This window comes from Pseudobacter sp., assembly GCF_051955275.1.
In the GTDB taxonomy this organism is placed as follows: Bacteria; Bacteroidota; Bacteroidia; order Chitinophagales; family Chitinophagaceae; genus Pseudobacter.
The window spans coordinates 20,579-44,289 of sequence record NZ_JBQCGW010000220.1 but is presented as its reverse complement, the minus strand read 5'-3'; the positions used below and the strand labels follow the sequence as shown (position 1 = coordinate 44,289).

General features: G+C 48.9%; 24 protein-coding genes. 14 read left to right on the top strand and 10 right to left on the bottom strand.

Annotated elements, in window-relative coordinates; all coding sequences use genetic code 11:
- Positions 1–105: 105 nt before the first annotated feature.
- The 8 genes from ade (at position 106) to ACTHMC_RS19360 (ending at position 7,926) form a co-directional block, all read left to right on the top strand.
- Entirely contained in the window at positions 106–1,776 is a 1,671-nt protein-coding gene (gene ade, locus ACTHMC_RS19395; protein ID WP_440415598.1) for an adenine deaminase, read from the top strand.
- Between the two features lie 181 nt (positions 1,777–1,957).
- The gene (locus ACTHMC_RS19390) at positions 1,958–2,590 is read left to right on the top strand and encodes a Crp/Fnr family transcriptional regulator (RefSeq protein ID WP_440415596.1); all 633 of its coding nucleotides are present in this window, start codon (positions 1,958–1,960) and stop codon (positions 2,588–2,590) included.
- Between the two features lie 109 nt (positions 2,591–2,699).
- Entirely contained in the window at positions 2,700–3,473 is a 774-nt protein-coding gene (locus ACTHMC_RS19385; RefSeq protein ID WP_440415594.1) for a LiaF transmembrane domain-containing protein, read from the top strand.
- Between the two features lie 25 nt (positions 3,474–3,498).
- Positions 3,499–3,861, top strand: a complete 363-nt coding sequence (locus tag ACTHMC_RS19380; RefSeq protein ID WP_440415592.1) for a DUF4288 domain-containing protein — start codon at positions 3,499–3,501, stop codon at positions 3,859–3,861.
- 9 nt (positions 3,862–3,870) lie between these two features.
- Positions 3,871–4,908 (top strand): sensor histidine kinase, encoded by a 1,038-nt coding sequence (locus tag ACTHMC_RS19375; protein ID WP_440415591.1) that lies wholly within the window; start codon positions 3,871–3,873, stop codon positions 4,906–4,908.
- Positions 4,905–5,666 carry a LytR/AlgR family response regulator transcription factor gene (locus tag ACTHMC_RS19370; RefSeq protein WP_440415589.1) on the top strand — a complete coding sequence of 254 codons (762 nt, stop codon included), beginning with the start codon at positions 4,905–4,907 and terminating at the stop codon, positions 5,664–5,666. The genes ACTHMC_RS19375 and ACTHMC_RS19370 overlap by 4 nt, the downstream gene beginning before the upstream one ends.
- A 302-nt stretch (positions 5,667–5,968) precedes the next feature.
- Positions 5,969–6,568 carry an RNA polymerase sigma factor gene (locus tag ACTHMC_RS19365; protein WP_440415588.1) on the top strand — a complete coding sequence of 200 codons (600 nt, stop codon included), beginning with the start codon at positions 5,969–5,971 and terminating at the stop codon, positions 6,566–6,568.
- A gap of 110 nt (positions 6,569–6,678) precedes the next feature.
- Positions 6,679–7,926, top strand: coding sequence for a FecR domain-containing protein (locus ACTHMC_RS19360; protein WP_440415587.1), 1,248 nt, complete (start codon positions 6,679–6,681; stop codon positions 7,924–7,926).
- Positions 7,927–7,932: 6 nt separating this feature from the next.
- Here ACTHMC_RS19360 and ACTHMC_RS19355 read toward each other — a convergent pair whose 3' ends face one another.
- Positions 7,933–8,913 (bottom strand): helix-turn-helix transcriptional regulator, encoded by a 981-nt coding sequence (locus ACTHMC_RS19355; RefSeq protein ID WP_440415586.1) that lies wholly within the window; start codon positions 8,911–8,913, stop codon positions 7,933–7,935.
- 346 nt (positions 8,914–9,259) lie between these two features.
- Between ACTHMC_RS19355 and ACTHMC_RS19350 the strand changes: the two genes are divergently transcribed.
- The gene (locus ACTHMC_RS19350; RefSeq protein WP_440415585.1) at positions 9,260–9,937 is read left to right on the top strand and encodes a GNAT family N-acetyltransferase; all 678 of its coding nucleotides are present in this window, start codon (positions 9,260–9,262) and stop codon (positions 9,935–9,937) included.
- 36 nt (positions 9,938–9,973) lie between these two features.
- On the opposite strand, the gene ACTHMC_RS19345 is transcribed toward ACTHMC_RS19350, so the two are convergent.
- The gene (locus tag ACTHMC_RS19345; protein ID WP_440415584.1) at positions 9,974–11,662 is read right to left on the bottom strand and encodes a M28 family peptidase; all 1,689 of its coding nucleotides are present in this window, start codon (positions 11,660–11,662) and stop codon (positions 9,974–9,976) included.
- Positions 11,663–11,802: 140 nt separating this feature from the next.
- A complete protein-coding gene (locus ACTHMC_RS19340) occupies positions 11,803–12,900 on the bottom strand; it encodes an anhydro-N-acetylmuramic acid kinase (protein ID WP_440415583.1) in 1,098 nt (365 codons plus the stop codon).
- A 65-nt stretch (positions 12,901–12,965) separates the two neighbouring features.
- On the opposite strand from ACTHMC_RS19340, the gene upp reads away from it, so the two are divergent.
- Positions 12,966–13,616 carry a uracil phosphoribosyltransferase gene (gene upp, locus ACTHMC_RS19335; RefSeq protein WP_440415581.1) on the top strand — a complete coding sequence of 217 codons (651 nt, stop codon included), beginning with the start codon at positions 12,966–12,968 and terminating at the stop codon, positions 13,614–13,616.
- Between the two features lie 94 nt (positions 13,617–13,710).
- A complete protein-coding gene (locus tag ACTHMC_RS19330; RefSeq protein WP_440415580.1) occupies positions 13,711–14,736 on the top strand; it encodes a PorP/SprF family type IX secretion system membrane protein in 1,026 nt (341 codons plus the stop codon).
- Positions 14,737–14,771: 35 nt separating this feature from the next.
- Here ACTHMC_RS19330 and ACTHMC_RS19325 read toward each other — a convergent pair whose 3' ends face one another.
- Positions 14,772–15,392, bottom strand: a complete 621-nt coding sequence (locus ACTHMC_RS19325) for a DNA-3-methyladenine glycosylase (RefSeq protein ID WP_440415579.1) — start codon at positions 15,390–15,392, stop codon at positions 14,772–14,774.
- 77 nt (positions 15,393–15,469) lie between these two features.
- Between ACTHMC_RS19325 and ACTHMC_RS19320 the strand changes: the two genes are divergently transcribed.
- Positions 15,470–16,243 (top strand): EI24 domain-containing protein, encoded by a 774-nt coding sequence (locus ACTHMC_RS19320; RefSeq protein ID WP_440415577.1) that lies wholly within the window; start codon positions 15,470–15,472, stop codon positions 16,241–16,243.
- A 21-nt stretch (positions 16,244–16,264) separates the two neighbouring features.
- Positions 16,265–16,969 carry an SAM-dependent methyltransferase gene (locus tag ACTHMC_RS19315; RefSeq protein WP_440415575.1) on the top strand — a complete coding sequence of 235 codons (705 nt, stop codon included), beginning with the start codon at positions 16,265–16,267 and terminating at the stop codon, positions 16,967–16,969.
- A 552-nt stretch (positions 16,970–17,521) separates the two neighbouring features.
- On the opposite strand, the gene ACTHMC_RS19310 is transcribed toward ACTHMC_RS19315, so the two are convergent.
- Positions 17,522–17,920: a hypothetical protein gene (locus tag ACTHMC_RS19310; protein WP_440415573.1), complete on the bottom strand. Its 399-nt coding sequence runs from the start codon at positions 17,918–17,920 to the stop codon at positions 17,522–17,524.
- Between the two features lie 78 nt (positions 17,921–17,998).
- Here ACTHMC_RS19310 and bshA point away from each other — a divergent pair, with 78 nt between their 5' ends.
- Positions 17,999–19,120, top strand: coding sequence for an N-acetyl-alpha-D-glucosaminyl L-malate synthase BshA (gene bshA / locus ACTHMC_RS19305; protein WP_440415571.1), 1,122 nt, complete (start codon positions 17,999–18,001; stop codon positions 19,118–19,120).
- 77 nt (positions 19,121–19,197) lie between these two features.
- Here bshA and ACTHMC_RS19300 read toward each other — a convergent pair whose 3' ends face one another.
- The 5 genes from ACTHMC_RS19300 to porV all read right to left on the bottom strand — a co-directional run bounded on the left by ACTHMC_RS19300 (position 19,198) and on the right by porV (position 23,663).
- Positions 19,198–20,592, bottom strand: coding sequence for a murein hydrolase activator EnvC family protein (locus tag ACTHMC_RS19300; protein ID WP_440415569.1), 1,395 nt, complete (start codon positions 20,590–20,592; stop codon positions 19,198–19,200).
- A gap of 48 nt (positions 20,593–20,640) precedes the next feature.
- A complete protein-coding gene (locus ACTHMC_RS19295; protein ID WP_440415567.1) occupies positions 20,641–21,459 on the bottom strand; it encodes a DUF4292 domain-containing protein in 819 nt (272 codons plus the stop codon).
- Positions 21,460–21,471: 12 nt separating this feature from the next.
- On the bottom strand, positions 21,472–21,915 hold the full coding sequence (gene dut / locus ACTHMC_RS19290; RefSeq protein ID WP_440415566.1) for a dUTP diphosphatase: 444 nt from the start codon (positions 21,913–21,915) through the stop codon (positions 21,472–21,474).
- Positions 21,916–21,926: 11 nt separating this feature from the next.
- Complete coding sequence (ispF, locus tag ACTHMC_RS19285) at positions 21,927–22,403, bottom strand: 2-C-methyl-D-erythritol 2,4-cyclodiphosphate synthase (RefSeq protein ID WP_440415565.1); 477 nt, start codon at positions 22,401–22,403, stop codon at positions 21,927–21,929.
- A gap of 72 nt (positions 22,404–22,475) precedes the next feature.
- Complete coding sequence (porV, locus tag ACTHMC_RS19280; RefSeq protein WP_440415563.1) at positions 22,476–23,663, bottom strand: type IX secretion system outer membrane channel protein PorV; 1,188 nt, start codon at positions 23,661–23,663, stop codon at positions 22,476–22,478.
- Between the last annotated feature and the right edge of the window lie 48 nt (positions 23,664–23,711).

Below are 23,711 nucleotides of genomic sequence, written 5' to 3'. Positions count from 1 at the left end.
AACTTACTGATTCAGGATCAGATTATTAAATATTGCCCATGCAAGGGTATACCACGGAGCGATTTTTAACTATATTAGCGCGTTCATTCCGCCATAAACTGCTACATGATAAAGGCAAATATAGTAGACATTAAACAGGCGCGGATCTATCCTGCCGCTGTTCACATCGGACAGGGAAAGATCGCTTCCATCCGGGAGATCAGCAGTGCAGAACTGGCTGATGCCTGGCCCGGTACTACTCCGCCTTTTTTGCTTCCCGGCTTCATAGACAGTCATGTACATATTGAAAGTTCCATGCTGGTGCCCTCGGAGTTTGCCAGGCTGGCTGTATTGCACGGCACCGTAGGAACAGTGAGCGACCCTCATGAAATTGCCAATGTCTGCGGCATGCAGGGTGTGGATTATATGATTGAGAATGGCAGGACCGTTCCCTTCAAATTCTATTTCGGCGCTCCCAGCTGTGTACCCGCTACGGTTTTTGAAACGGCAGGCGCCAGTCTCAGCGCGGAGGAAGTAGAAGTTTTGCTACAAAAGAAGGAAATAAGATATCTCAGCGAGATGATGAACTTTCCGGGTGTTATCCACAAAGACCCTGAAGTGATGGAGAAGATCGCAGCGGCCCACCGCATCGGAAAACCGGTTGACGGTCATGCGCCAGGCCTGCGTGGAGAAGCACTGCAACAATATGTGAGTGCAGGTATCAGCACAGACCATGAATGTTTCACCCGCGAAGAAGCGGAAGAAAAACTGGCGCTCGGCATGAAAATCCTCATCCGTGAGGGAAGTGCCGCCAGGAACTTTGAAGCACTCATAGACCTGTTGCATGATCATGCGGACCATATGATGTTCTGCAGTGACGACAAACATCCGGACAGCCTGGTGGAAGGCCATATAGACCAGCTCTGCGCGCGAGCTGTGGCCAAAGGCATCGATCTTTTCAAAGTGCTGAAAGCCGCCTGTATCAATCCTGTTGAGCATTACAAACTCGGTGTTGGTTTGCTGCGCGAAGGGGATCCTGCGGATTGCATTCTGGTACGCGATCTCACCAGTTTCAAAGTGATCAGTACATGGATCGATGGAAAGCTGGTAGCAGAAAACGGAGAAACAAAAATCTCACGCGAACCGGTTCTACCTATCAATCACTTCCATGCAGAACCGAAAAGGATCTCTTACTTCCAGGTGCCATACAATGGGGAGGCAACCATTCCGGTGATAGAAGCGCTGGACGGACAGCTGATCACCAACCGGATTGATATGGCTCCTACGGTAAAAGACGGAATGATGGTAGCCGACCAGGAACGGGACCTGCTGAAAATAGTAGTGGTAAACAGGTATAATCACGATAAACCGGCGGCCCGTGGTTTCATTAAAAATTTTGGGTTAAAACACGGTGCCATCGGATCATCGGTGGCACATGACAGTCATAATATCGTGGCGGTTGGAACAGATGATGAAGCCATTTGCATGGCAGTAAATGCAGTAATTGCCACGCAGGGTGGCATCAGTTGCGTGGTCCGTTTCAAGGACAGCAGCTTTCATCATAATACCCTTGAAACACACCTCCTTCCGCTCGGAATTGCAGGCCTGATGAGCGCTGACGACGGTTTCAACGTGGCTGCAAAATACACGGCAATGGACCATCTGGCGAAGTCGCTCGGCACAAATTTATCAGCTCCTTACATGACCCTCAGCTTTATGGCGCTCCTGGTGATCCCGCACCTCAAACTAAGTGATCTGGGTATTTTTGATGGCGACAGGTTTACCTTAGTACGTTAAAGGAAATCACTTATTTACGTAAATAACTTTCATTACAAGTGATTCTTTTTGCTATCTTTAATTACCCATTCGGGCCAATTGTATCTCACTGTCCTCTGGAAGATTAGATGAACTACCGTAATCCCTGATCAGGAACCTATGTTTTTGTGAACCCCCAACCTAAACATTTATAGATCGTAGTATGCCTTTACACAATCAGCCAGTCGAACAGTGGATGTCCAGACCCACTATGCCTGAATCTCCCATTGTCACCCTCGCCAGAAATTTACACTCCATCAGCGCGGATGCACAGGCGTATGTAAATCAGAAAAGCTTTTCGCACAGGATCCGCAAAAACGAGATGTTGTTTACACCAGGTGAAGTCTGCTCCTATCTCTACTTCGTTCGCAAAGGAATCCTCAGAGGTTACGTTAAAGATGGCATCAAGGATATCACAACCTGGATCACAGGTGAAGGTGAATTTGTTGCAGCCATTGCCAGCTTTCAGTTACAGCAACCATCTGCAGAGAACGTACAGGCCATTGAAGATTGCGAATTGACAGGTCTGCATTATGACGACCTTCAATATCTCTACGAGAATCATCCTGAAACCAATATCGTAGGAAGGATGGTGCTCGAAAGATATTACCGCGATGCGGAAGAGCGCGCCTTTATTGCCAGGCTCACAGAAGCCACCAGCAAGTACAAGCATTTTATTGCCACCAAGAGCCAGTTGCTGAACCGTGTTCCTTTGAAATTCATCGCCTCCTACCTGGGCATGACACTGGAAACGCTGAGCCGTATCCGCAGCAAACTCTCCCAGGGTAAGCAATAAAGAATTTTCACCGACCATTTTCCGGCATTCACCGGGTTGCCCATCAGAATAGCTGGTTACCGCTTGCTGGTAAAGCATGCTGACTGTAGATTTGTTGAAAATTAAGCAAATGGACAGCTCTCAGCAGGACACCAATGCAGGCGGGAATCAGCGCAGGCCCACACACAGGAACAATAATAAATGGGCAGGTCTCATTTTGCTGGGGGTGGGTGCCGTCCTCCTTCTTAATACACTTGGCGCTAACCTTCCTTCCTGGCTGATCTCCTGGAAAATGCTGCTCATTGTAGTTGGCATTGCAGTTGGCGCAGCCAGCAGGTTCCGCGATTTCACCTGGATAGTTATCTCGGGCGTGGGCGCATTTTTTCTTTTAGATGAACTCTTCCCTGACGTTCCTTTCTCCCGCTTCTTATTACCCGGGGCTTTCATTGTAGTAGGATTACTGGTATTGTATGGCTCCAAAGGCAATTGGTTCCGCGGCAAGATGGGTAAAAAATGCAACTCCAAAGATGAGAACAACGATATGTCTGATGAACAAAGATCAGATGATCCGGACCTGGAAGCAGTAGCTGTTTTCGGAGCCATAAAAAAAGTGATCTACAACAAATCCTTCAACGGCGGCGAAGTGGTCACCGTTTTCGGAGGTGCTGAGATCGACCTGCTGAATGCCGATTTCAATGGTGTGATCCAGGTAGAAGCCGTGCAGATCTTCGGAGGCGTAAAACTCAAAGTACCCGCGCACTGGGAAGTAAATACAGCAGAAGCTGTAGCTATCTTCGGAGGCATTGAAGATAAAAGGCCGAACAATGTGCCAACAGACCCCACCAAAAGACTTATAGTACGCGGCACCATCATCTTCGGTGGCCTGGAGATCAGAACCTATTAAACAATCATCCTACAATCATTTTCATATGAACTGGTACCTCGCAAAAATTGTTTACAGGATACGCTGCGGAACTGACGGCCATCAACATGCGCAGTTTGATGAGCAACTGAGGCTTATTGCAGCCGCTAATGAAACCATCGCCTTTGAAAAAGCGAAGGCCATCGGCATACAGGAACAGGAGATCTTCCTCAACCAGCAGGAGAAACTGGTGCAATGGGAATTTGTAAATATCAGTGAGCTCTACCAGCTCTCTGAACTGATTGACGGTGCAGAACTTTATTCCAGGATCCAGGAAACCGAAGACGCAGAGGAGTTCACGGAACTGGTGCACCGCAAGGCCGCACATATCAAACAGAATATTTCAGATAAGGTCCTGCAAATTTTCTAAAACAGGCAAATGGCATCATCACTGCTTGCATCAAAGCGGAACAAACTGATCGTTCTCGGCAACTGGCTGCTGTGGACCACCCTGCATGCCTATGTACTGAACGAATGGGGATGCAGCTGGCAAGTGAGTTACCTGGATGCCGGCATCAACAATACCGTACTACTGATGTTCTGCATCCTGCTGATCGCCAACCTGCACTATTACCGGCCCGGTAAAGGTCTGCTGTTTTACCTCCTGCTCATTTGCAGCGCGCTCAGCGCCCTCACCATGTGCTGCTCTTATTACCTGCTGAAAGCCGTGATGGGAGATAACCCTGCTTATATGGAGATCCTTTCTCATTCCAAAGGCATCCGCTTCAGCATTTCTCTCCTTATCATGGGTGGAGTGGCGCTGGTCAGCGAGCTCTGGTACACGCTGGCTGAACAGAAAGAACAGGAGAAAAGAAAAGCTGATGCAGAGAAACTGGCACGTGATGCCGAACTCTACCAGCTGAGACAGCAACTGCAACCGCATTTTCTCTTTAACAGTCTCAACAGCATCAGCGCCCTGGTGAGTTTGCAGCCCACACAGGCACGTAAGATGATACAGCAGCTATCAGATTTCCTGCGCGGCACTTTGCGTAAAGACGAACAGCAATGGATCAGCCTGGCAGAAGAAATGGACCATCTGCAGTTGTACCTCGATATTGAAAAAGTCAGATTCGGACATCGTTTGAAAACCACTATCAGCAGGGAGGAAAACACAGCAGGCAGCCGCATTCCGCATATGCTGCTGCAGCCTGTAGTGGAGAATGCCATCAAGTTCGGATTATACGACACTACCGGGGAGGTGGAGATCCGCATCAGCGTCAGCCTTGCAGGAAAGCTGCTGGTGATCACCGTTCAGAACCCATATGATCCGGAAACAGCCACACCGCAGTCCGGGACGGGCTTCGGACTTCACTCAGCCCGGAGAAGACTGTACCTTCTTTTTGGCAGGCAGGACCTGCTCACCACGGAATCAGACAACAATATCTTTTCAACCACTATCAAAATACCACAGGCATGATCAAAGCCATACTCATTGACGATGAACCCCTGGCACGGATGATTGTAAGAGAATATCTCCAGGCCTTCCCGGAGATCAGTGTGATACAGGAATGCAATGATGGCTTTGAAGGCGTGAAAGCCATTCAGCAACATCAGCCCGACCTGATCTTCCTGGATGTGCAGATGCCAAAGATCAATGGTTTTGAAATGCTGGAACTGCTGGATGCTCCTCCCGGCGTTATCTTCACTACCGCTTTTGATGAATATGCCCTGAAGGCTTTCGAGAATAACGCAGTAGACTACCTCCTGAAACCCTTCAGCCAGGAGCGCTTTGACAAAGCACTCCACAAATGGCTCGACCAGCGCAGTCAGCAGCCGGCAGCCGCTACAGAGCCCACCGGTACCCTGCTGCAGGAAGTAGCTGCGGGATCGCCGCAAAACCAGCGGATAGTGGTAAAGACCGGCAGTAAGATCAGGATCATACCTATCCAGGAAGTGCTCTACCTGGAGGCCGACGACGATTATGTAAAGGTCCATACCGCTGCAGGATCCTTCCTGAAGAACAAGACCATGTCGCATTTTGAACAGACACTGGACGGTAAACAGTTTGTGCGTACCCACCGCTCCTACATTGTAAATGTGCAGATTATCAGCAGGCTGGATGCCTATGAAAAGGAAAGTTACCTGGCAGTTCTCAATACCGGGGCCACTCCTCCAGTGAGTGTTCCCGTTAGCAAAACCGGGTATGCCAAACTCCGGACAGTGCTGGGAATCTGAAAAAATAATTTATCACCAAAAATGCCCACATATTTCTCCTTTCAGAATTTTCGATTATTTTGGATCTTCTCTATTCCAAAGTACCCCCCTGACCCAACCCAACAATCCCGGCCCTTTTCTGTAAATCCAATTTCTTTGTGCAGCCAGTGGTTCAGGCTATTCACTAACAGTGATGGACACCTGATATTTTCATGTAAGAACAACTGATAAACCTAAGATACTCCTTATCCGGATTTTTTATTGCAGCCTGATCACCTGATCAGGTGCTACTGTTTTACTGCATCCTAAAACAATCATTTCAAATGAAACCGGATAAGGCGTTTATTGCGGCGCTGCACAGAAGGCAGCCTGAAGCAGTGAAGGAATTGTTCAACCAATTGTACAAGCCCCTGATCTATTTCGCAGAAAAACTGGTGAACAACAAGCAGGAAGCCGAAGACATTGTAGGTACTTCTTTTTTCAAGCTCACTGGCCGCATTGAACAGTTCTCTTCCAGCCGGGATGTAAAAGCCTTCCTGTATGTTACCACCCGTAATGAATGCCTTGATTACCTGCGCCGCATGGCCAGGTTTGAAAGATCGCAGGAGCAGCTTCAATACCTGATGGATTATACCGATGCGCAGGCGGATGATGAAATGCTGCGGGCCAGGATCCTGCAGGAAGTGTATAACGAGATTGAGCAGTTGCCTCCGCAATGCAAGAAGATCTTCAAGCTCATCTATACCCGCGGAATGTCAACGCGGGAAATTGCAGAAGAAATGGAACTGTCTCCGCAGACTGTACTGAACCAGAAAGCGAAGGCACTGAATCTGTTGAGAGGCATTCTCGCCAAAAAGAATCTGATGCCCCTCTCAGACTTTTTCCAGCTGTTTTTATTAATTTCACTCGAGTTCTTTTTGTAACACAGATAGCCACAAATCCCACATCAGACAAAGCTTTTTAATCAAAAAAACGGGGCGGTGAAAAACAGCGCCCCATTACCCGGCCGCGTTATTCCACAGAATACTTACCAATGACAAACGACCGAATTGAAGAATTGTTGGCTAAATTCCTTGCAGGGGATATATCTGCAGACGAGAAGGCAGAACTGGAGCAATGGCTTGGTTCCGATGACCGGCATAATATCTTTCAGTTCGTTCACAAAGAAGAGTGGGTGAAGAAAGGGATTGCAGAGCTCGACCGTATTGATGTGGAATCAGGATATGAAAAATACCTCAACAAATTCCAGCCAGCAGAACCGCCCTTTCCGGATCCTGTGGAAGTAAACCTTCATATTGTACCGCCACGCAGAAGATGGCTGCTTATTGCAGCAGCTGCGGTTGCCGTGCTTATCTTTTCCCTCGGCAGCTGGTTTTATTTTTTCCGTACAGCGCCTGTACAACAGGCAAAGGATGACCCGGCCAGCCGTTATCAGAATGATGTGGCTCCGGGTGGCAATGTAGCTACCCTTCAACTGGCCGACGGGCGCACTATCCGGCTGGATCAGTCCGCCAACGGCCTGCTCGCCGATGAAGGCGCCGCCACCGTTCAGAAAACGGGTAACGATCGCCTGGAATACAATACCAGCACTACTTCTCCCAATAAAGGCGAACCACTTTACAATACCATCACTACCCCGGCCGGGGGACAATATCATGTTGTATTGCCAGATGGCAGCAGGGTATGGCTGAATGCAGGATCCTCGCTCCGGTTTCCACTATCCTTCACCGGCAATGAAAGAAAAGTAATGGTTACAGGGGAAGCATTCTTTGATGTAGTGCAGGTTAAACGGGGTAAACAGAAACTGCCTTTCCTGGTGAGCATTCAGCAGTATGGATATACTAACGGTGAAGTGCAGGTGCTGGGAACCCGTTTTAATATCAACGCCTATGATGATGAGAGCTCGGTGAAAACCACCCTTCTGAAAGGCAGCGTGCGTTTTGTTCCCGAAGCCAAACCTCAACTGGCCAGCCTGATCATCCCGGGCCAGCAGGCAGACTATTACCAGAACGGTACGCTGCAGATCAGAACGCCAGATACCGGCAGCGTGGCAGCCTGGAAGGAAGGCAAATTCAATTTTCAGAATGAATCCATTCAGAGTATCATGCGCCAGCTGGCCAGATGGTACAATGTGAAGGTTATATTCAAAGACAGTATTGAAGCCCGCTTTGTGGCTACCTTCCCACGCAATATCAAAATGTCTGAAATGCTGATGATCCTGGAAAAAACGAATATCATCCGCTTTTCCATAGACGGGCAAACGGTTACGGTTATGCGCTGATCACCATCACTTTCCCCTGAAATATCGAGGCGGGAAGCCAAAGTACTTCTTGAACACTACTGAAAAATTGGCCATGTTCTTGTACCCTGTCAGTCGCGCGATCTGCTCCACGGGAATATGCGTTTCATGCAACAGCGCGCCTGCACGCTCCATTCTTGCCTCCAGCAGGTATTCAAAGATCCCGGCGCCATAAATGCGTAAGAAGCCGCGTTTGAGCTTATGTGCCGTGAGCCCGCGCCGTTTGGCGAGTTGCTCCACTGAATAGGATCTGTCGAGCTGCTTCAGCAGGAATGCTTTCAGATCATAGATGGTGTCCACTTCCGCTTCACTCAGTTTTACTGCAGCCGGTGTTTTGTAATTGATGGTCCGGTGAAGGGTCATCAGCAACAACTCGTTCACTTTCGCATCCAGGTAAAGCTGGCGGAGAGGACCGGTGTATGTGTTGTTGAGAATGTCCTTGATGATAGCCATCATGGCCGGCGTTGCAACCAGGGGCGCACTTCCGGCAAGGGAAGCTCCATCATGTAAAGCCCTGTCGAGCAAGGCTGCGGCCAATGGGAAATGCGCAGCCATCGGCTTCAGGAACTCAGGCGTGATGCAGAGTTCAAAGCTGGAGTAGAGACGATCTTTATCAAACCTCAACTTCGTTTGTCTCTTCTGGTTATAATAGATGGCAAAAGAACTCTCATGCATCCACCAGTCGGGCAGCCCCTTTGGCTGATAATGAAAACTGTTGCGGATCATGAAGGGAATTCTGATCACGGGAAGATCATCTGTAATGGTGATGGTATCCCGGTGCGGCAACTGGTAAGTATTGTACCAGATAGAATAACCAGCGCCCCTGAGTTCCTGTAGCAAAAACTGTCCTTCAGGTCCTGAGGCAACCAGTGCTTTGGCATCGGGTAACTTGTACTCCCACAGCATCGTGGGCATACAGGCGGACAAGGTCACTTGTCCGGTGATCTCAGATAACAGGTTTAATGGCATGGTATAGGTTTCTGATTAGTGCTGCGCAAAGGCAGTCTCATTCAAATTTCGAAAATTGATTTGAAAAACGCTTATGTTTTAGGGAGTATTTTCCCATTGGTGGCCACAAAACCTAAGGGTTTTTGTGTATTTACGGGTATATGCTTTGGGTTATTTTCCAATTTAAAGTACCTTCAAATTAGATTCTTTACCGCCATTTTTTCACCTTTCATGGCTGGAATATGTGGAAGAAGACGCATTTTCCGGCAGATTCTACTCCCTCTGAAAGTCATTTACACCCGCATAATCCCATAAACGTTAGAATTGGCTCAGGCTCTGGTTGGGCATACCATTAAAACCTATAGCAATGTCAACCAGCTTTAATTTCCCGTTAGTCGCAGAGGCTACAACAGGTTATTTCGAAGCGCATCCTATGACCAGCAGTCCACTGGAGATCGACCGGACAATGCTGTGTAAACCTGTTTCCTATGCCGCTATCCAACAGCACCCAGTGTGCACCAGGTTCTTTTCATCAAACCGGATCACGGTGTCTGTCAGGTTATTATGCCTCGGAACGGACCTGCCTGTGATCTACAACTGGCTCCCCTGGCGATTTACAAGGTTCATGAAAAAAGATGCGCATATCCGCCATCTGCATGAAACCTACAATTGCATCGCAGAATCCAGTTCCGTTCAATCGTTCTTTGTTCAGATCAATGAAGCAGCTGCAGCCCAGGTAGATGTTCATCATGCCGTGCAGGATGATATCAGTTCCTACTATGATGCGCAGCCCGGCGATTACCGCCTGCAATTGCTCCTGGACCCTGAAAAGGAAAATAACCAGGATTGGATCCTGGGCATCTTTCAGACCTGTCAGGATTTCTTTTTCGCTTTTTCGGAAGTGGAAAGACTGTTGATGGTGATCGAAGATGATTGCAACCTGAACGGAGCACTGGAGAAAGCAGGCTTTACCCTGGAAGCACAAATCATCACGCCCGGTAAGAAAGCCCGGTTATTTCGCTGTGGCAGAAAGATTGTAGCCTAGAACATCCCGTTAGTAAGCAAAGCCGGCAGTGAGCCTTCACAGCCGGCTTTTTTTATTCAAGAGAGATCTTTTAGCCACTTCAATGGCCTTCATTAATTTCTCATCCGGTGTTTCCACCGGGATCTCTTTCATTTTATCTAGCGCATTGCGGTAATAAGACTGCCAGGCATTCAGGATCTTCGTCTCTTCAGCCTTGCTCATGCCTTTTGCAATATTGGCTCTACTGAGTACAAGCTCATCGCTCAAACGTTTGCCCGCACTGGCTTGCAGGTCTTTTACCAATCCGATTGTTGTATGGTTATCAGCCGAGGTCAGCAACCAGGAAGTCACCAGCCCGCTTACCCCAACATGCTTCATGGTAGTACCGGAAACTTTATCGAAACGGTCAGAATCGGTATGATAAAACATATCCGTGAAATGCCACATGAGCAATCCCGGGATCTTTGCATCCAGGAAAGGCGTATGATCACTGCCGCCTTCAAAAGGATTGGTGTTCACTACCCAATCGTTGTCCTTTGCTTCATTGAGACAGCGCGTCAGCAGCAGGTCATTGAAATAATGTGGTACGATGGCTGATTCAGGCAAAGGACTGCCCCCCCATTCGGAATGCCTGTCACTGCCACGCGTCCACACGGCAGACGGGTCCGGCATTTTTTCAATGAGGAAGGTGCCGCCGGTCTTCTTCGTATCCTCTCCCACCATATCCAGGCTGCATCCCCATCTGATGCCCTTTGCCCTGATGGAATCCTCAACAATATACCTGCGTGTGGAAATGATCTCATCGCCCCATAAAAAAGTAAGGCTCCTGCGGGGATCAAGTGCACCGGACTTTACCATGGTGGCCGTTACCCTGGCCATTTCAACCAGCGTGCCTACACCCGATGCATTGTCATTGGCGCCCGGTTCCTGTACATGCGCACTGAATACAAAACGCTCATCAGGTTTTGCAGAGCCGCGTACATCTGCAACAATAGTGAGTTCCTCCGATTGACATGCTTTTGTTTTCACTATCACTCTCAGCTTAACAGAACCCTTTGCAGCAGCGGCTTTCAGCCTTTCCCTTGCTGCGTAGCTCAGCAAGATGCCCCAACCCTGCTGGTCCTTGCTGAAGCCTATATTGCCGAACTGAATGGAATGAATATTTTTTTCCGGTTGTGTGTATGAAGGCAGATCATAGCCAAGCGCGCCTGCTGCTCCGGCCGTCTTTGATTTCGCATATACGCCACCGATATCCCCATCGCTCATCACGATCTTTCCTTTCAGGTCCTGTTTCCACTGCGCTTCGTTTTCAATGACCACAAGATCAGCCGTAATGCCTTCTTCGGGTGTAGACGCGGAATTGATGGCGATCATATTCCTGTTGGTGCTGAAACTGAGCACCGGTGCTGTTTCTCCAACTATGAAAAGCTGTGCATCCACGGGTTCCCAGGTGAGCCTTTTCATGGGTCTTTTCTCTATCCGGTAAGTAAGCCGGTTGCCGGCAGTTGCTTCCGTTTCGTTGATATAGCCTGCCTCTTTCAGGTGTTTCTCCACCAGGAAGATACTTTCATTGAAACCGGTATTACCGGCAAGCCTCCAGCGGCTCTCAACATAGGCCACTGTGCTCAATGCATTGTCAGCGTTGAAATTACTGCGCGCCAGGGCAGACAGTTCTTTTTCTCGGGAAGATGATTGAGCGAAGCCATTCACGGCTAGTATCAATAAGGGCAATACCAGTATCCGCATACGATTATTTTATCAGGGTGTGCCAGTCGCTCGCGTCCCCGCGAGTGACAGATATTCCGTCGCCTCCGGCGACACGGTGCTCGCCGGAGGCGAGCAAATAGAAGTCACTCGCGGGGACGCGAGCGACTGGGCACACCTTGTTAGTTCCAGGGTTGTCCCATCCATACGGCGCCGCCGATACTGTCGCGGTCTGCACCGGTAACGGTTGCCATCACATTCACTTCTTCGCGCCAGCGCAGCACACCTATGAGTCCCATGATCAGTGCTTCTTTGAAATCAACCAGCACTTTATCAGGCACCACTACTTCCACATTGATCTCTTTCAGTTTTTCTGTGAGTCTTTCAATCAGGAAAGTATTGTGTGCCCCACCACCGGTGATGAGTATGCGCTTATTTCCTCCATCACCTCCCAACAATGCTGTCAGGCTAAATTTCAGTTGCCCGGCCATATGCTCAACAAATGTGCGCAGGCCATCTTCGATGCTGTATCCTGATCTGGCGCACATGGGATAGATCACATCGGTGCCGAAATCATTGGCCAGTGATTTGGGATAAGGCATCCTGTAGTATTCAAGGGCATTGAGCTGCTGCAGCAGTGCGGGCTGCAGTTTGCCGGAACGGGCGAAGTCTCCGCTGTAATCTATTTCCTTACCCAGTTTCTGGGCCATCATATTCATCACACGGTTAGCCGGACAAACATCATACGCGATATATTCATCTGGTTTGCGGTAGCTCACATTCATGATACCGCCGATATTCAGGAAGAGGTCGTAATCATTGAGCAGGAGTTTTTCCCCGATGGGTACAATGGGGGCGCCGTGGCCATTCAGCGCCATATCGATGGCACGCAGGTTGCTCACTACATTGATACCGGTGGAAGCGGCAATGGAAGCACCGTCTCCCAGCTGAGCCGTCATTTTTTTTGAAGGCACATGAAAGGTGGTATGCCCGTGGGATGCAATGAGCTGTACTTTGAAATCGAGTTTGTACTGGTCGATGAATTTCTGCACTTCAGCGGCAATATAATGGCCGTACTCTACATCCAGGAGTTGATAGTCAAGCGCTTTGAGCTGAATGGCATTGCGGAGCCTGTCTGCCCATTCTTTGGTATATGGGTAGGTTTCCCCGTGAATGATCTCATATTGCCATTTCCCGCCATTTTCCTGAAACTCCACAAAAACGATGTCGAGCCCATCCAACGCACTTCCACTCATTAGGCCAAGTACTCTGTAAACCATATTTTTAGTATTTTAGAAGAAATTGAGTTGCTCAAAGGATTAGTTTTGCTCATCAAAAGTAACGCATGGTAATCAATCTAAGTGAACAGGATTCTCTGCTCAGCACATGGGTGAGCGAATTAAGGGACGTACAGGTTCAGCAGGACAGGTTACGATTCCGCCGCAACCTTGAACGGGTGGGCGAAGTAGCGGCTTATCATATCAGCCAGCAGCTTCCTTATGTGGATCGCGAAGTGCAGACTGCCATGGGTATCGCCAACTGCCGGGTGCTGGAAGAACAGCCGGTGCTGGCCACCGTGCTCAGGGCCGGACTGCCGCTGCACCAGGGCCTGCTCAATTATTTTGATAAAGCCGATAATGCTTTTATTTCCGCTTACCGCAAACATAACCGGGACGGATCTTTTGAGATCAGCCTGGAATATGTGAGCTGTCCTGAACTGGAAGGCCGCGTGATCATCATCGCAGACGCCATGCTGGCCACAGGCTCCTCACTGGTTAAGACCATTCAATTCCTCAGGGATGAAGGTCATCCCCGCGAAATCCATATCGTTTCCGCTATCGCCTGTACCGTGGGCATTGAATACGTGAAGAGAAGTGAACCGAACGTCAAGATCTGGTGCGGCGCCATCGATGAAGAACTCACCGCCAAAGGATATATTGTACCTGGACTGGGGGATGCCGGCGACCTCGCCTACGGCACCAAGGTTCAGATGTAAATAAATCTTGATCTGACACATCAAACATCAAATTTAACCCGGTCATTCTCCTTTTTGTCGTACATTAGGTAGAGTGATCTAACCAACTATGCGGATGAGGAAACTTTACACCGTAATCTTTACGCTGCTTTTGCTGGAGACAGCTTCAGCACAGGATCCGAATTTCTCCCAGTTTTTCGTTTCCCCGCTTACACTTAATCCTGCACTTACAGGAAAGTTCAATGGGAATTTCCGCGTGGCAGGAAACTACAGGGATCAATGGCCTGCTATCAGCAAAGCCTTCATCACATCAACAGCATCCATCGATATGCCTATTATGCGCAACCGGTTATCAGAGCTTGATACCTGGGGCATAGGCGTTGTGGCCATGACAGATAAAACCGCCAACGGCATCCTGAGCACCAATATGATCTCCTTCACAACAGCCTACCACAAAGGGCTTGACGCTGACGGACTGCATCAGATCGGTTTCGGATTCCAGGGTTCTTATTTTACAAAAAGGCTGGATGGCACCAAACTCAACTTCGAGTCTGAACTGGATGATCATGGTGGATGGACCATCCCCAGTGGAGAAGCCGTAGACAACCGGGAGTTCAATATCGGTTACTTTGATCTCTCCGCAGGCGCCCTCTACAACGGCACCACAGACGGTTACAACAATTTCTATATTGGGGTTGCCGGTTATCACCTCAACAAACCACGCGAGTCTTTCAATACAGACAGGATTGAATATACGCTTAATCCAAGGCTTACAGCCCACGCCGGTGGCAGCTTTCCGCTGACCGATAAATCACGCAATATCTATCTCAGTGCACTCTACAGCCGCCAGGCCGCAGCCACTAATTTTGTAGTAGGTGGTGCTGTTGGGTTTACCATGAATGATAACGAGGAGAACCCCACGAACTTTTATGCCGGGCTCTGGAGCCGCTTCAATAATGTGAATGATGCCATCATCCCCTATCTGGGACTGGAATTCGGTGGTTTCAGGATCGGCGCTTCCTATGATGTGAATATGTCATCGCTTAAAACGGCTTCACAAAGCCGCGGCGGGATCGAGATCTCACTGATCTATATCAACTTCCCCCCAGGAAATAAAGGTATTCCCTGTCCTAAGTTTTAAAGCAATACTAACGTAATTGAATAAGTGAAGTTTATCTAGCGGGTGATCTTTCCACTCACATACCTGTTCCCCTTCACATAAAACCGGTACAACCACTCCGCATGCTCTCCCGCATAATCCACTCCTATCCTGGGAGACTCACCGATCTGCTCTTTCTTCAACTTATACCCGTCATCACCGATATACACTTCATCGCCCTGCAGGCTGCTGCCCGTATGGGATGTATGCAACCCCAGCGCACGCCCCACATTGCCCGGACCTTTGGTAAGAAAGTAAGGATCGGCACGCTGACCTGCTTTCACACCAAATCTTTGCAGCATCAGTTCCTGTCCTTCTACCGGTTCCAGCGCCCTGATGAGGATAGCATGTGGTACATCGCGCTGATTGGTGACCACATTGAACATCTGATGTATCCCATAACAGAGGTATATATACGCAGTTCCCGGCAGTCCATACATCACTTCCGTACGTTTGGTGCGTCTTCCGTTCCAGGCATGCGAAGCCCTGTCTACCGTGCCTTCATAGGCTTCGGTCTCAACAATGCGGCCCGCCGTTACAGCCCCATCGAATTTTGTAACGAGGATCTTGCCGAGCAATTCCCTTGCAATCTGCACCACATCCGGGCGGTCATAAAAATCCTCTCCTAACTTTTTCATCACCGGTAGCATAGATTGATTCAATATTTTAGTAGGTTTGAAGGATTAACCTGAACCTGCGATCAAAAATAACCATCTTGCTCAAAGAAATCATCATAGCCATCCAGTCGTACATGCGGGCCCATAAGTTCATCAGCCATCACAAGCTGTGGAAATGGATCCTGATACCTGGTATCATCTACCTGATCCTCTTTGTAGTTGGTTTGTATTTCTTCCTGATCTCATCGGGCAACGCAGTCACCTGGCTCAGTCACCGCATCGGCGTGGACCGTTGGGTGCATAAACAAGGCAGCGGCCTTCTCAGCTTTTTCTTTGTAATGGGCGAGATCATGATCCGGCTCCTGCTCCTCTCTTTTTATTTCTCTTTGTTCAAATACCTTTTCCTCATCCTCGGCTCCCCTGTGTTCGCTTATCTCAGCGAAAAAACAGATGCCATCCTCAACGGGAAAGACTATCCCTTCAGCTGGCCTCAGGTGCTGAAAGACATGGGCCGCGGTATCAAACTGGCCTTCCGCAATATGTTCTGGCAGACCGTGTACATGATCAGTTTACTGCTTCTCAGCTTCATCCCTGTTGTAGGATGGATCGTACCGGTATTTGCCCTCTTCGTGGAATGTTATTACTACGGCTTCTCCATGCTCGACTACAGCTGCGAACGACACAAACTCACTGCCACCGAAAGCATCGAGTTCATTGGTAAACACAAAGGTCTTGCCATCGGCAATGGCATCGTATTCTACCTGATGCACCTGGTACTGGTAGTGGGCTGGGTGCTTGCTCCCGCTTATGCTGTAGTGGCGGCCACCATCAGCCTTTATCACCAGGATAAGGATCCTGAGCTCCAGCGTTGACATTTTCCCTAACTTGCCGGCATGAGCTCCAGCAAGATCTATCTGATACCGTCTTTCCTGCACGAATCCGCTACGCAGACCATACCGGCCTATGTAACCGAAGCCCTCCACCATTGTCAGTGCTTTTTTGTGGAGAACGAAAGGAGCGCCCGCCGCTTCCTCAAACAATTATGGAAAGAAATGGTGATCGACGATTACCAGTGGTTCACCATCCATAAGGCAGAAGAAGCCGTTCAGCAGGAGTTCAGAAAATGCCTCTTACTCAACAAGAATATCGGCATCATCAGTGAAGCAGGCTGCCCTGGCATCGCAGACCCCGGGCAACTCCTCATCGGCCTGGCCCAGCAAATGCAAGCCACCGTTGTTCCGATGGTAGGCCCCAGCTCCATCCTCCTGGCCCTCATGGGCAGCGGAATGAATGGACAACAATTCCGCTTCAACGGCTATCTCCCCATCGATGCCACCCAGCGTGTCAAAGCTCTTAAAGAGCTGGAAGCAGAGTCTATAAAAAAGAATTGTACCGAGATCTTCATTGAAACTCCCTACCGTAACAATCAACTCGCGGAAACCATCATAAAAACATTGCATCCTGACACACGGTTATGCATAGCCGTAGATTTAACAGCCGAAACAGAATCGATCAGAACAATGACTATCCAGGCATGGAAGAAGGCGGGGGTGGGTGATCTGCATAAGCGCCCGGCGATTTTTTGTGTGATGGGTTGAGTTTTTATGACGGGACTGTTGGGGTGGTGTTGCACGGGCTGAAAAACATACCCACACCTGTTTGTTCTTCGATAGGTTGTGGTGGGGTATGTTGAGGCTGAGGTGCAATGCCGGGCTGAAGGATCGTATGTTTTAAAGGCCTGCTCCACACCATCCCGCAACAGCAGCACCTCGATAACTCAACACCTTATTACAAATAATCTTTGGCACTCAGCAGATCGGGAGTGGAAGGATGGGTAAAAGCGGCGGGAACGAAAGGAATGCAGTGCTCAATTACCGGGTAATGCATCTCCTATTACTTTGGGTGATGCACCCGTTCCCCCTCTCCCTCCTCCCATGAGGTGCGCGATCCCGTAATCAGGAGAATAATGTGCTGCACCTCCCGAGTGTTCATGGCTCAGGGGTATGCCTGTGCAGGCCTTGAAAACATAAGCGAAGAAGCCTGGCTTTGCACCACAGCCCAACCCAACTAAACAAAAGCCCAATAGCACCTCATAAAGGTGCGGTTTGTTTTCCAGCCTGAACAGGCATACCCCTGAGCCGAAAAAGCATCTACTGCGGGCTCACCACATTCTCCAGATTAGTCGGGTTCCGCACCTCATACACACTATCCACTATGTATTTCTGCCAGCCCCTCCACGGTAACGCACCCAGATAAGATTTGAAATGAACCTGCACGTTCATGCCTGCATTCTCCAGCAGTACTTTCGCCACAGACTCGCTCACCACGCTGAATTCGAATTCATTGCTCTGAACATTCACGCGGAATCCGCTCTGGATAATTTTACCTTCATAGGTCTTGAATACATACCCCTTCTTTCCGAAAGTGTTGAGTATACCGCCCTTCGTACCGCTTTCAAAAACCCAGAAATAGCGCACATAAACGAAGATGCCGAGGCCTAAAAAGAGTACCCAAAAGATAATTGTCTTGACTTTGAACCTTCCTGCCATAAGGACTGTTATTTAGCCTAAAGTTAAACAATTCCTTTACCTTCATACATCTATATACCCATCAACTAATCGGTCTCTATGCGCATTGGAATAGTTTGTTATCCCACGTTCGGCGGAAGCGGCGTGTTGGCCACTGAACTGGGCAAAGCACTGGCTGACAAAGGTCACCAGGTCCATTTTATCACTTATCAGCAACCTGTAAGACTAAGCGAATTCAACGCAAATATCTTTTATCACGAAGTACGCGTTCCCACCTATCCCCTGTTCGATTATCCCCCTTACGAAACGGCACTGAGCAGCACCATGGTTGATGTGATCGTAAACAACAATATCGATCTCCTGCACGTGCACTATGCCATTCCACACGCATCTGCCGCCTATATGGCCAAGATGATCCTGGAAAAACAGGGCAAGCGCATCCCGGTGATCACCACCCTGCACGGTACGGATATCACACTCGTGGGGCGTGATAAAACCTTCGAGCCCGTAGTTACATTTTCCATCAATGAAAGCGACGCCATCACCGCAGTTTCCAATAACCTGCGTGATGAAACCTATAAGCATTTCAAGATTGGTAAGAATATAGAAGTGATCCAGAATTTTGTGGACGTGAAACGCTTCAATAAAAAACCTATCGATGCATTCCGCAAAGTGATAGCCCCCAACGGAGAAAAGATCCTGCTGCATGCTTCCAACTTCCGCAAACTGAAACGAGTGGAAGATGTGGTGCAGATCTTTGCCAGGGTTTTACCCAAGGTGCCCGCCAAATTGCTCTTCGTGGGCGATGGCCCTGAAAGACCCATCGCAGAAGCCATGTGCCGCGAGCTTGGTATCTGCGACGATACCCGCTTTGTAGGAAGGCAGGAACAAATAGAAGAGATCCTGGCCATCTCCGACCTGTTCTTACTCACTTCGGATTATGAGAGCTTTGGTCTGGCTGCCCTGGAAGCCATGGCCGCAGGCGTTCCCGTGATCTCCACCAATGCCGGTGGATTGCCCGAGATCAATGTAGACGGCAAAACCGGTTTCCTCAGCAATGTTGGCGATGTAGAGAATATGAGCCGTCAGGCTATCGAACTGCTGTCGAACCCCGAACAGCTGAAACAGTTCAAGGCTAACGCTTTTGCACATGCGCAGCACTTTGATATAGACAGGGTGGTGCCCATGTATGAAGAACTGTACAACAGGTTCCTGAATTAATACCAGAATTCTTATAACGAAAGATCCCGTTGCGAGCCATGCTTACAACGGGATCTTTTATGAGGTTCTTTACATGATTATTTTTTTCTCAGCCAGGTCTCAGGATTCTGGTTGGCTTTTTCCAGCATGATGATGAACTCCACTTCGCCTTCACCATCATCGTTATTGCCAGCCCTTCCGATAGTTTGTCCGATACTCACTTTCTGTCCCTTACTTACGGAAGCTGACGCAAGGTTACTGTAAACTGAGAAATACTTTCCGTGCTGGATCATCACTGCCCACTGGCCTTCGATATCAAAAACTGTGGTCACCTCTCCATCAAATACTGCTTTTACAGTAGCGCCGGAATTGGTTTCAAGGGTGATCCCGGGGTTATTGCCACGGATATTCCCGAATACGGTATAAGGACCAAAGTGCAGTTTAATATTCCCTTTTTCAACAGGCCAAGGAAGTTTGCCTTTCTGCTTCTCAAACCCACCTGATAATGCCATGCCTTCAGGAGTGGCTTCAAATACGCTCTCTGAGCGGGCTGGCTGCTTCTTAGGCTCTGGAGCCGGTGTGGAAGCAACAGGTGCCGGAGCGGGGGTAGCAGGTGTAGGATTATTGGTGGCAGGCTGTTTCGCAGCAGCGGCAGCAAGACGCGCTTTTTCTTTTTCGCGCTCCCGCTCACGTTCTCTTTCTTTCTCTCTTTCCAGTTCACGGGCCCGTTCTTCGCGGGCAGCCTTTTCACGGGCAGCAACGGCAGCTGCCTTCATTTCTTTATCGATAGCAGCACGGATGGCCAGTTTCAGTTTCTGGTCAGCACGGGCCTTCATTTCAATTTCCCTGGAGATCTCTTTTTCGCGGGCCTTGATCTTTCCGAGGAATTCATCTTTCTCTTTACGCTCATCAACCAGTACTACTTTCTCTTTCTCTGCAGATCTGAGTACTTCATCCTTTTGTTTGCGGGAGGCTTTCAGGCCTTCATTCTTTTCGTTCAGCAGCTGCTGCGTGTTCTTGATGGTCTGTGCCTGCTGTTCGCGGTACTGACGGTAAGACTTCAGGTACTCGATACGTTTGAGGGCCTCATTAAAGCTATTGGAAGCAAAGATGAAATTGAGGAATTCGTAGTTACTGCGGTTCTTGTAAGCGTACACCACGCTTTTCTTATAATGTTCCTTCAGGGTATCCAGCTCCTTGTTCAGCCTGCTGATCTCATTGTAGTTCTGGCTGATACTGCTTTGGATATTGTTGATCTGTTCATTGATATTTCCGATCGCCTGCTCGCGAAGACGCAGCTTCTTGTTGATCAGCGCAAGTTGACCCAGGCTGGCCTTCTTGTTCTTCTTGGTATCATTCAGGGTACGGCGCAGCTCGTCGATCTCTTGCTGGATCTCAGACTGCTTCTTTTTCAGATCATCACTGCTCTGTTGCGCGCGCACTCCGAAGGCACACAGGAATACCAATGAAAAGGCAACCAGGATTCTTTGCATATCGCTCGGATTTTATTGACTAATGGTGTTAAGAAAGGTGATAACGAATTATTGACGCTTATAATTACGTGGAATATTAAAAGGAAAGGTTAAATCCACATTAAAATCCACCTGCTTGAACTGAAGAGCAATATCCACCTTGGTTTTCTCCACCACAGTAATACTCCTGGAAGTGGGGAATAACAGCCCGTTCTTATTTACATATTCGCCGTAACTGATATTGCAGGTCCGGTTGCGCAGGGCATCTGCATCGTCCAGCTTGCTGTGCAGCAGGCGGTAATCATCATTAGAAACGGTGAGCAGGTGTTTGAACAATTCAGAAGAACTGAGCAATGAGATGGTCTTATCGTCTTTCCTGTAAGATACAATATTGCTGTCGAGGAACACAGGGTTTCCGATCAGCAGGGACTGCAGCTCCTTGAAGGTGAAAGGTATTTTAGCCAGCTCCTGCAGATAGGACACAGAGCGGAGTTGCACTACTTTGTCCAGTTTATTCAGCAGCTTCACACTGTCCGGTGTTACCAGCAGGCGAAACACTTCAATACCCAGCAGGGCTGTGGCATTCACCCAGATGGCGCTGTCCTTTTTGATGCGGATGAAGGCGTTGATGTCAGGCTTCTTCCCATCTGCCCCGGTGAATTCAACTTTCACTTTTGCGGAGAAAGTATTGAAATCGATCCTGTTCCTTTCGATACCCTGCCAGATCTCCTGGATGAAACGCACGGAATCAGCTTTGGCATCCACAACGGGCACCACAATGGTTGTGTCCTTTTTGCTGATGGCAGTCTGGATCCTTTTGGTGGACCTGCAACTGCCGAGTGAACCGGCGAGCACTACCGGAACCAGTAACCAGAGAATATATTTCATCAGAACCAGGATTTATGATTTGCCGGTATGTCCGAAACCACCTTCCGCACGCTGGGTGGCAGAGATGCTTACAACGGATTCCCACGCAACTTTTGTATACTCAGCAACCACCATTTGTGCAATTCGGTCTGCATGCTGAATGGTTTGTGGTTCCTGGGAAAGGTTGATGAGGATCACCTTGATCTCGCCCCTGTAGTCAGAATCGATGGTACCGGGTGTATTGAGGCAGGTCAGCCCCTGTTTGATAGCGAGTCCGCTTCTCGGGCGAACCTGTGCTTCATACCCTTCCGGCAGTTCTATGAATAAACCAGTAGGTATCAAAGCACGTTCCAGGGGTTGTAAGGTAACAGGTGCTTCCAGGTTGGCGCGCAGGTCGAGGCCGGCCGCGCCGGGTGTGCCGTATTCAGGCAACTGGTTGGAAGACTGGTTGATGATCTTGACGTTGATAGATGGCATTCGCAAATATACTATGCTTTGGTCAACAACACGTTTGCATAAGCCACCAATCCTTCTTCCCTGCCCACGAACCCCATGGTTTCCGAGGTGGTGGCCTTTACGGAAACATCGTCCATACCCACCTGCAGGATATTTGCAATCACTTCACGCATCTGTGCGGAGTAAGGTTTGATCCTGGGTGCTTCCAGGCAAATGGAGGCATCCACGTTCACGATCTTATATCCTTTTTCAGAGATCAGTTTATAACAGTGGGCCAGCAGGATCTTGCTGTCTATATTCTTATAGGCCGGATCGTTATTGGGAAAATGAATACCGATGTCTCCAAGCGCCAGTGCGCCCAGCATGGCATCGCAGATGGCGTGTAATAAAACATCCGCGTCACTATGGCCCAGCGCCCCCTTGTGATGGGGAATCTTCACCCCACCTATCCACAGATCCCTTCCTTCCGTCAGCTGATGAAAATCTATTCCGAATCCGATCCTGTACATATCATTCTGTTTGGGTCAAAAAAAAGCGTCCTGACGGATCAGGACGCTTCAAATATATTTTATTTTTCGCTCTTACTCTTTATCGAGGTCAAACACAAGTCCGAAGCGGAGTGTGTTGGAGAGCGGATTCCTGTTCACACCACTTCCTGAAGGAACCAGGTAAGAGAAGTTCAGTCCGAATACATTGTATTTAAGACCGAGACCGAGCGTGAAATATTTACGGTTTCCCTTTTGTTTGTTCTCGTAGAAATAGCCGGCACGCACAAAGAACTGATCATTGTAACTGTACTCGGCACCGATTGATGCCTGCAGTTCTTTTACTTCTTCGCTGAAGCCGCCGTCAGCATCACCGAAGGAACTGAACCAGCTGCTCACCACGCTCTTGTCGCGGTATTTAGCCAGTGCTGCAGAATCTTTTGTGGTTTTATCAGGATCGGTAGGATCAGCAGCCTGCGGAGGTGTTGGCACCAGCAGTTTGTTGATATCTACTCCGAAAGTGATCTTGTTGGCTTCATCGATGGCGGCAGTGTAAGTAGCGCCCAGACCGAGGTTGGCGGGAATATAATCTCTCTGCTTTGCATCGTTGGTATAACCGATTTTAGTACCCAGGTTGCTCAACACAGCGCCGAAGTTCCAGCCCTGGCCGTTTTCATTCACGCCAGTGTAGAAGAAGCTCAGATCACCGGCAACAGCATTACCTTTTTTGTAAGTGGTACCATCCACTTCCTGACCAGCAGCCAGGTTGGAGTTGATATATCGGAGGGCAATACCCAGCGCGATCTTGTCAGACAGTTTGCGGCTGTAACCAACATCGATGCCTACTTCACGCGGGCGGCCTTCTCCGAGATCGGTTCCACTGAAGTTGGTGAACTGGATATTACCCAGACTGAAATAACGTACTGAAGCAGAGATAGCCTGCAGCTCATCGATCTTTGCATAACCGGTAGCAGTCAGCAGGTACACGTCATTAAGACCCAGATCCTTCAACCATGGCGTGTAAGTGAGACCAATACCGTAATCATGTTTTGTAAATGGTGTTTTAGCGAGGTTCCAGAAAGCTGAGTTCGCATCTGGTGTGGTTGCCACGCCCAGTTCACCCATACCGCCTGCTCTTGCATCCGGCGAAATGCGTAAAAAGGGAACAGCTGAGGTAACAACATTCGGCCGGTCATACTCGGTGGATTGGGCCTGTGCCTGAATAGCTCCAACTCCCGTCATAAGAGATAATAAAGCAGCCAGTTTGAAAGTCTTTCGTTTCATAACGTAATAATCTGTTTTAAAGGTCTGTTTGTTTAATACTGCCTTCAA

What these genes read in the sequence shown, in the direction of transcription:
- ACTHMC_RS19365 (WP_440415588.1), top strand. Translation starts at nt 5,969, where the DNA reads ATGAAACCGGATAAGGCGTTTATTGCGGCGCTGCACAGAAGGCAGCCT.
- ACTHMC_RS19355 (WP_440415586.1), bottom strand. Translation starts at nt 8,913, where the DNA reads ATGCCATTAAACCTGTTATCTGAGATCACCGGACAAGTGACCTTGTCC.
- ACTHMC_RS19350 (WP_440415585.1), top strand. Translation starts at nt 9,260, where the DNA reads ATGTCAACCAGCTTTAATTTCCCGTTAGTCGCAGAGGCTACAACAGGT.
- ACTHMC_RS19385 (WP_440415594.1), top strand. Translation starts at nt 2,700, where the DNA reads ATGGACAGCTCTCAGCAGGACACCAATGCAGGCGGGAATCAGCGCAGG.
- bshA (WP_440415571.1), top strand. Translation starts at nt 17,999, where the DNA reads ATGCGCATTGGAATAGTTTGTTATCCCACGTTCGGCGGAAGCGGCGTG.
- ACTHMC_RS19310 (WP_440415573.1), bottom strand. Translation starts at nt 17,920, where the DNA reads ATGGCAGGAAGGTTCAAAGTCAAGACAATTATCTTTTGGGTACTCTTT.
- ACTHMC_RS19375 (WP_440415591.1), top strand. Translation starts at nt 3,871, where the DNA reads ATGGCATCATCACTGCTTGCATCAAAGCGGAACAAACTGATCGTTCTC.
- ACTHMC_RS19345 (WP_440415584.1), bottom strand. Translation starts at nt 11,662, where the DNA reads ATGCGGATACTGGTATTGCCCTTATTGATACTAGCCGTGAATGGCTTC.
- ACTHMC_RS19340 (WP_440415583.1), bottom strand. Translation starts at nt 12,900, where the DNA reads ATGGTTTACAGAGTACTTGGCCTAATGAGTGGAAGTGCGTTGGATGGG.
- dut (WP_440415566.1), bottom strand. Translation starts at nt 21,915, where the DNA reads ATGCCATCTATCAACGTCAAGATCATCAACCAGTCTTCCAACCAGTTG.
- ACTHMC_RS19330 (WP_440415580.1), top strand. Translation starts at nt 13,711, where the DNA reads ATGAGGAAACTTTACACCGTAATCTTTACGCTGCTTTTGCTGGAGACA.
- ACTHMC_RS19370 (WP_440415589.1), top strand. Translation starts at nt 4,905, where the DNA reads ATGATCAAAGCCATACTCATTGACGATGAACCCCTGGCACGGATGATT.
- ACTHMC_RS19315 (WP_440415575.1), top strand. Translation starts at nt 16,265, where the DNA reads ATGAGCTCCAGCAAGATCTATCTGATACCGTCTTTCCTGCACGAATCC.
- upp (WP_440415581.1), top strand. Translation starts at nt 12,966, where the DNA reads ATGGTAATCAATCTAAGTGAACAGGATTCTCTGCTCAGCACATGGGTG.
- ACTHMC_RS19300 (WP_440415569.1), bottom strand. Translation starts at nt 20,592, where the DNA reads ATGCAAAGAATCCTGGTTGCCTTTTCATTGGTATTCCTGTGTGCCTTC.
- ispF (WP_440415565.1), bottom strand. Translation starts at nt 22,403, where the DNA reads ATGTACAGGATCGGATTCGGAATAGATTTTCATCAGCTGACGGAAGGA.
- ACTHMC_RS19380 (WP_440415592.1), top strand. Translation starts at nt 3,499, where the DNA reads ATGAACTGGTACCTCGCAAAAATTGTTTACAGGATACGCTGCGGAACT.
- ACTHMC_RS19295 (WP_440415567.1), bottom strand. Translation starts at nt 21,459, where the DNA reads ATGAAATATATTCTCTGGTTACTGGTTCCGGTAGTGCTCGCCGGTTCA.
- porV (WP_440415563.1), bottom strand. Translation starts at nt 23,663, where the DNA reads ATGAAACGAAAGACTTTCAAACTGGCTGCTTTATTATCTCTTATGACG.
- ACTHMC_RS19360 (WP_440415587.1), top strand. Translation starts at nt 6,679, where the DNA reads ATGACAAACGACCGAATTGAAGAATTGTTGGCTAAATTCCTTGCAGGG.
- ade (WP_440415598.1), top strand. Translation starts at nt 106, where the DNA reads ATGATAAAGGCAAATATAGTAGACATTAAACAGGCGCGGATCTATCCT.
- ACTHMC_RS19390 (WP_440415596.1), top strand. Translation starts at nt 1,958, where the DNA reads ATGCCTTTACACAATCAGCCAGTCGAACAGTGGATGTCCAGACCCACT.
- ACTHMC_RS19325 (WP_440415579.1), bottom strand. Translation starts at nt 15,392, where the DNA reads ATGAAAAAGTTAGGAGAGGATTTTTATGACCGCCCGGATGTGGTGCAG.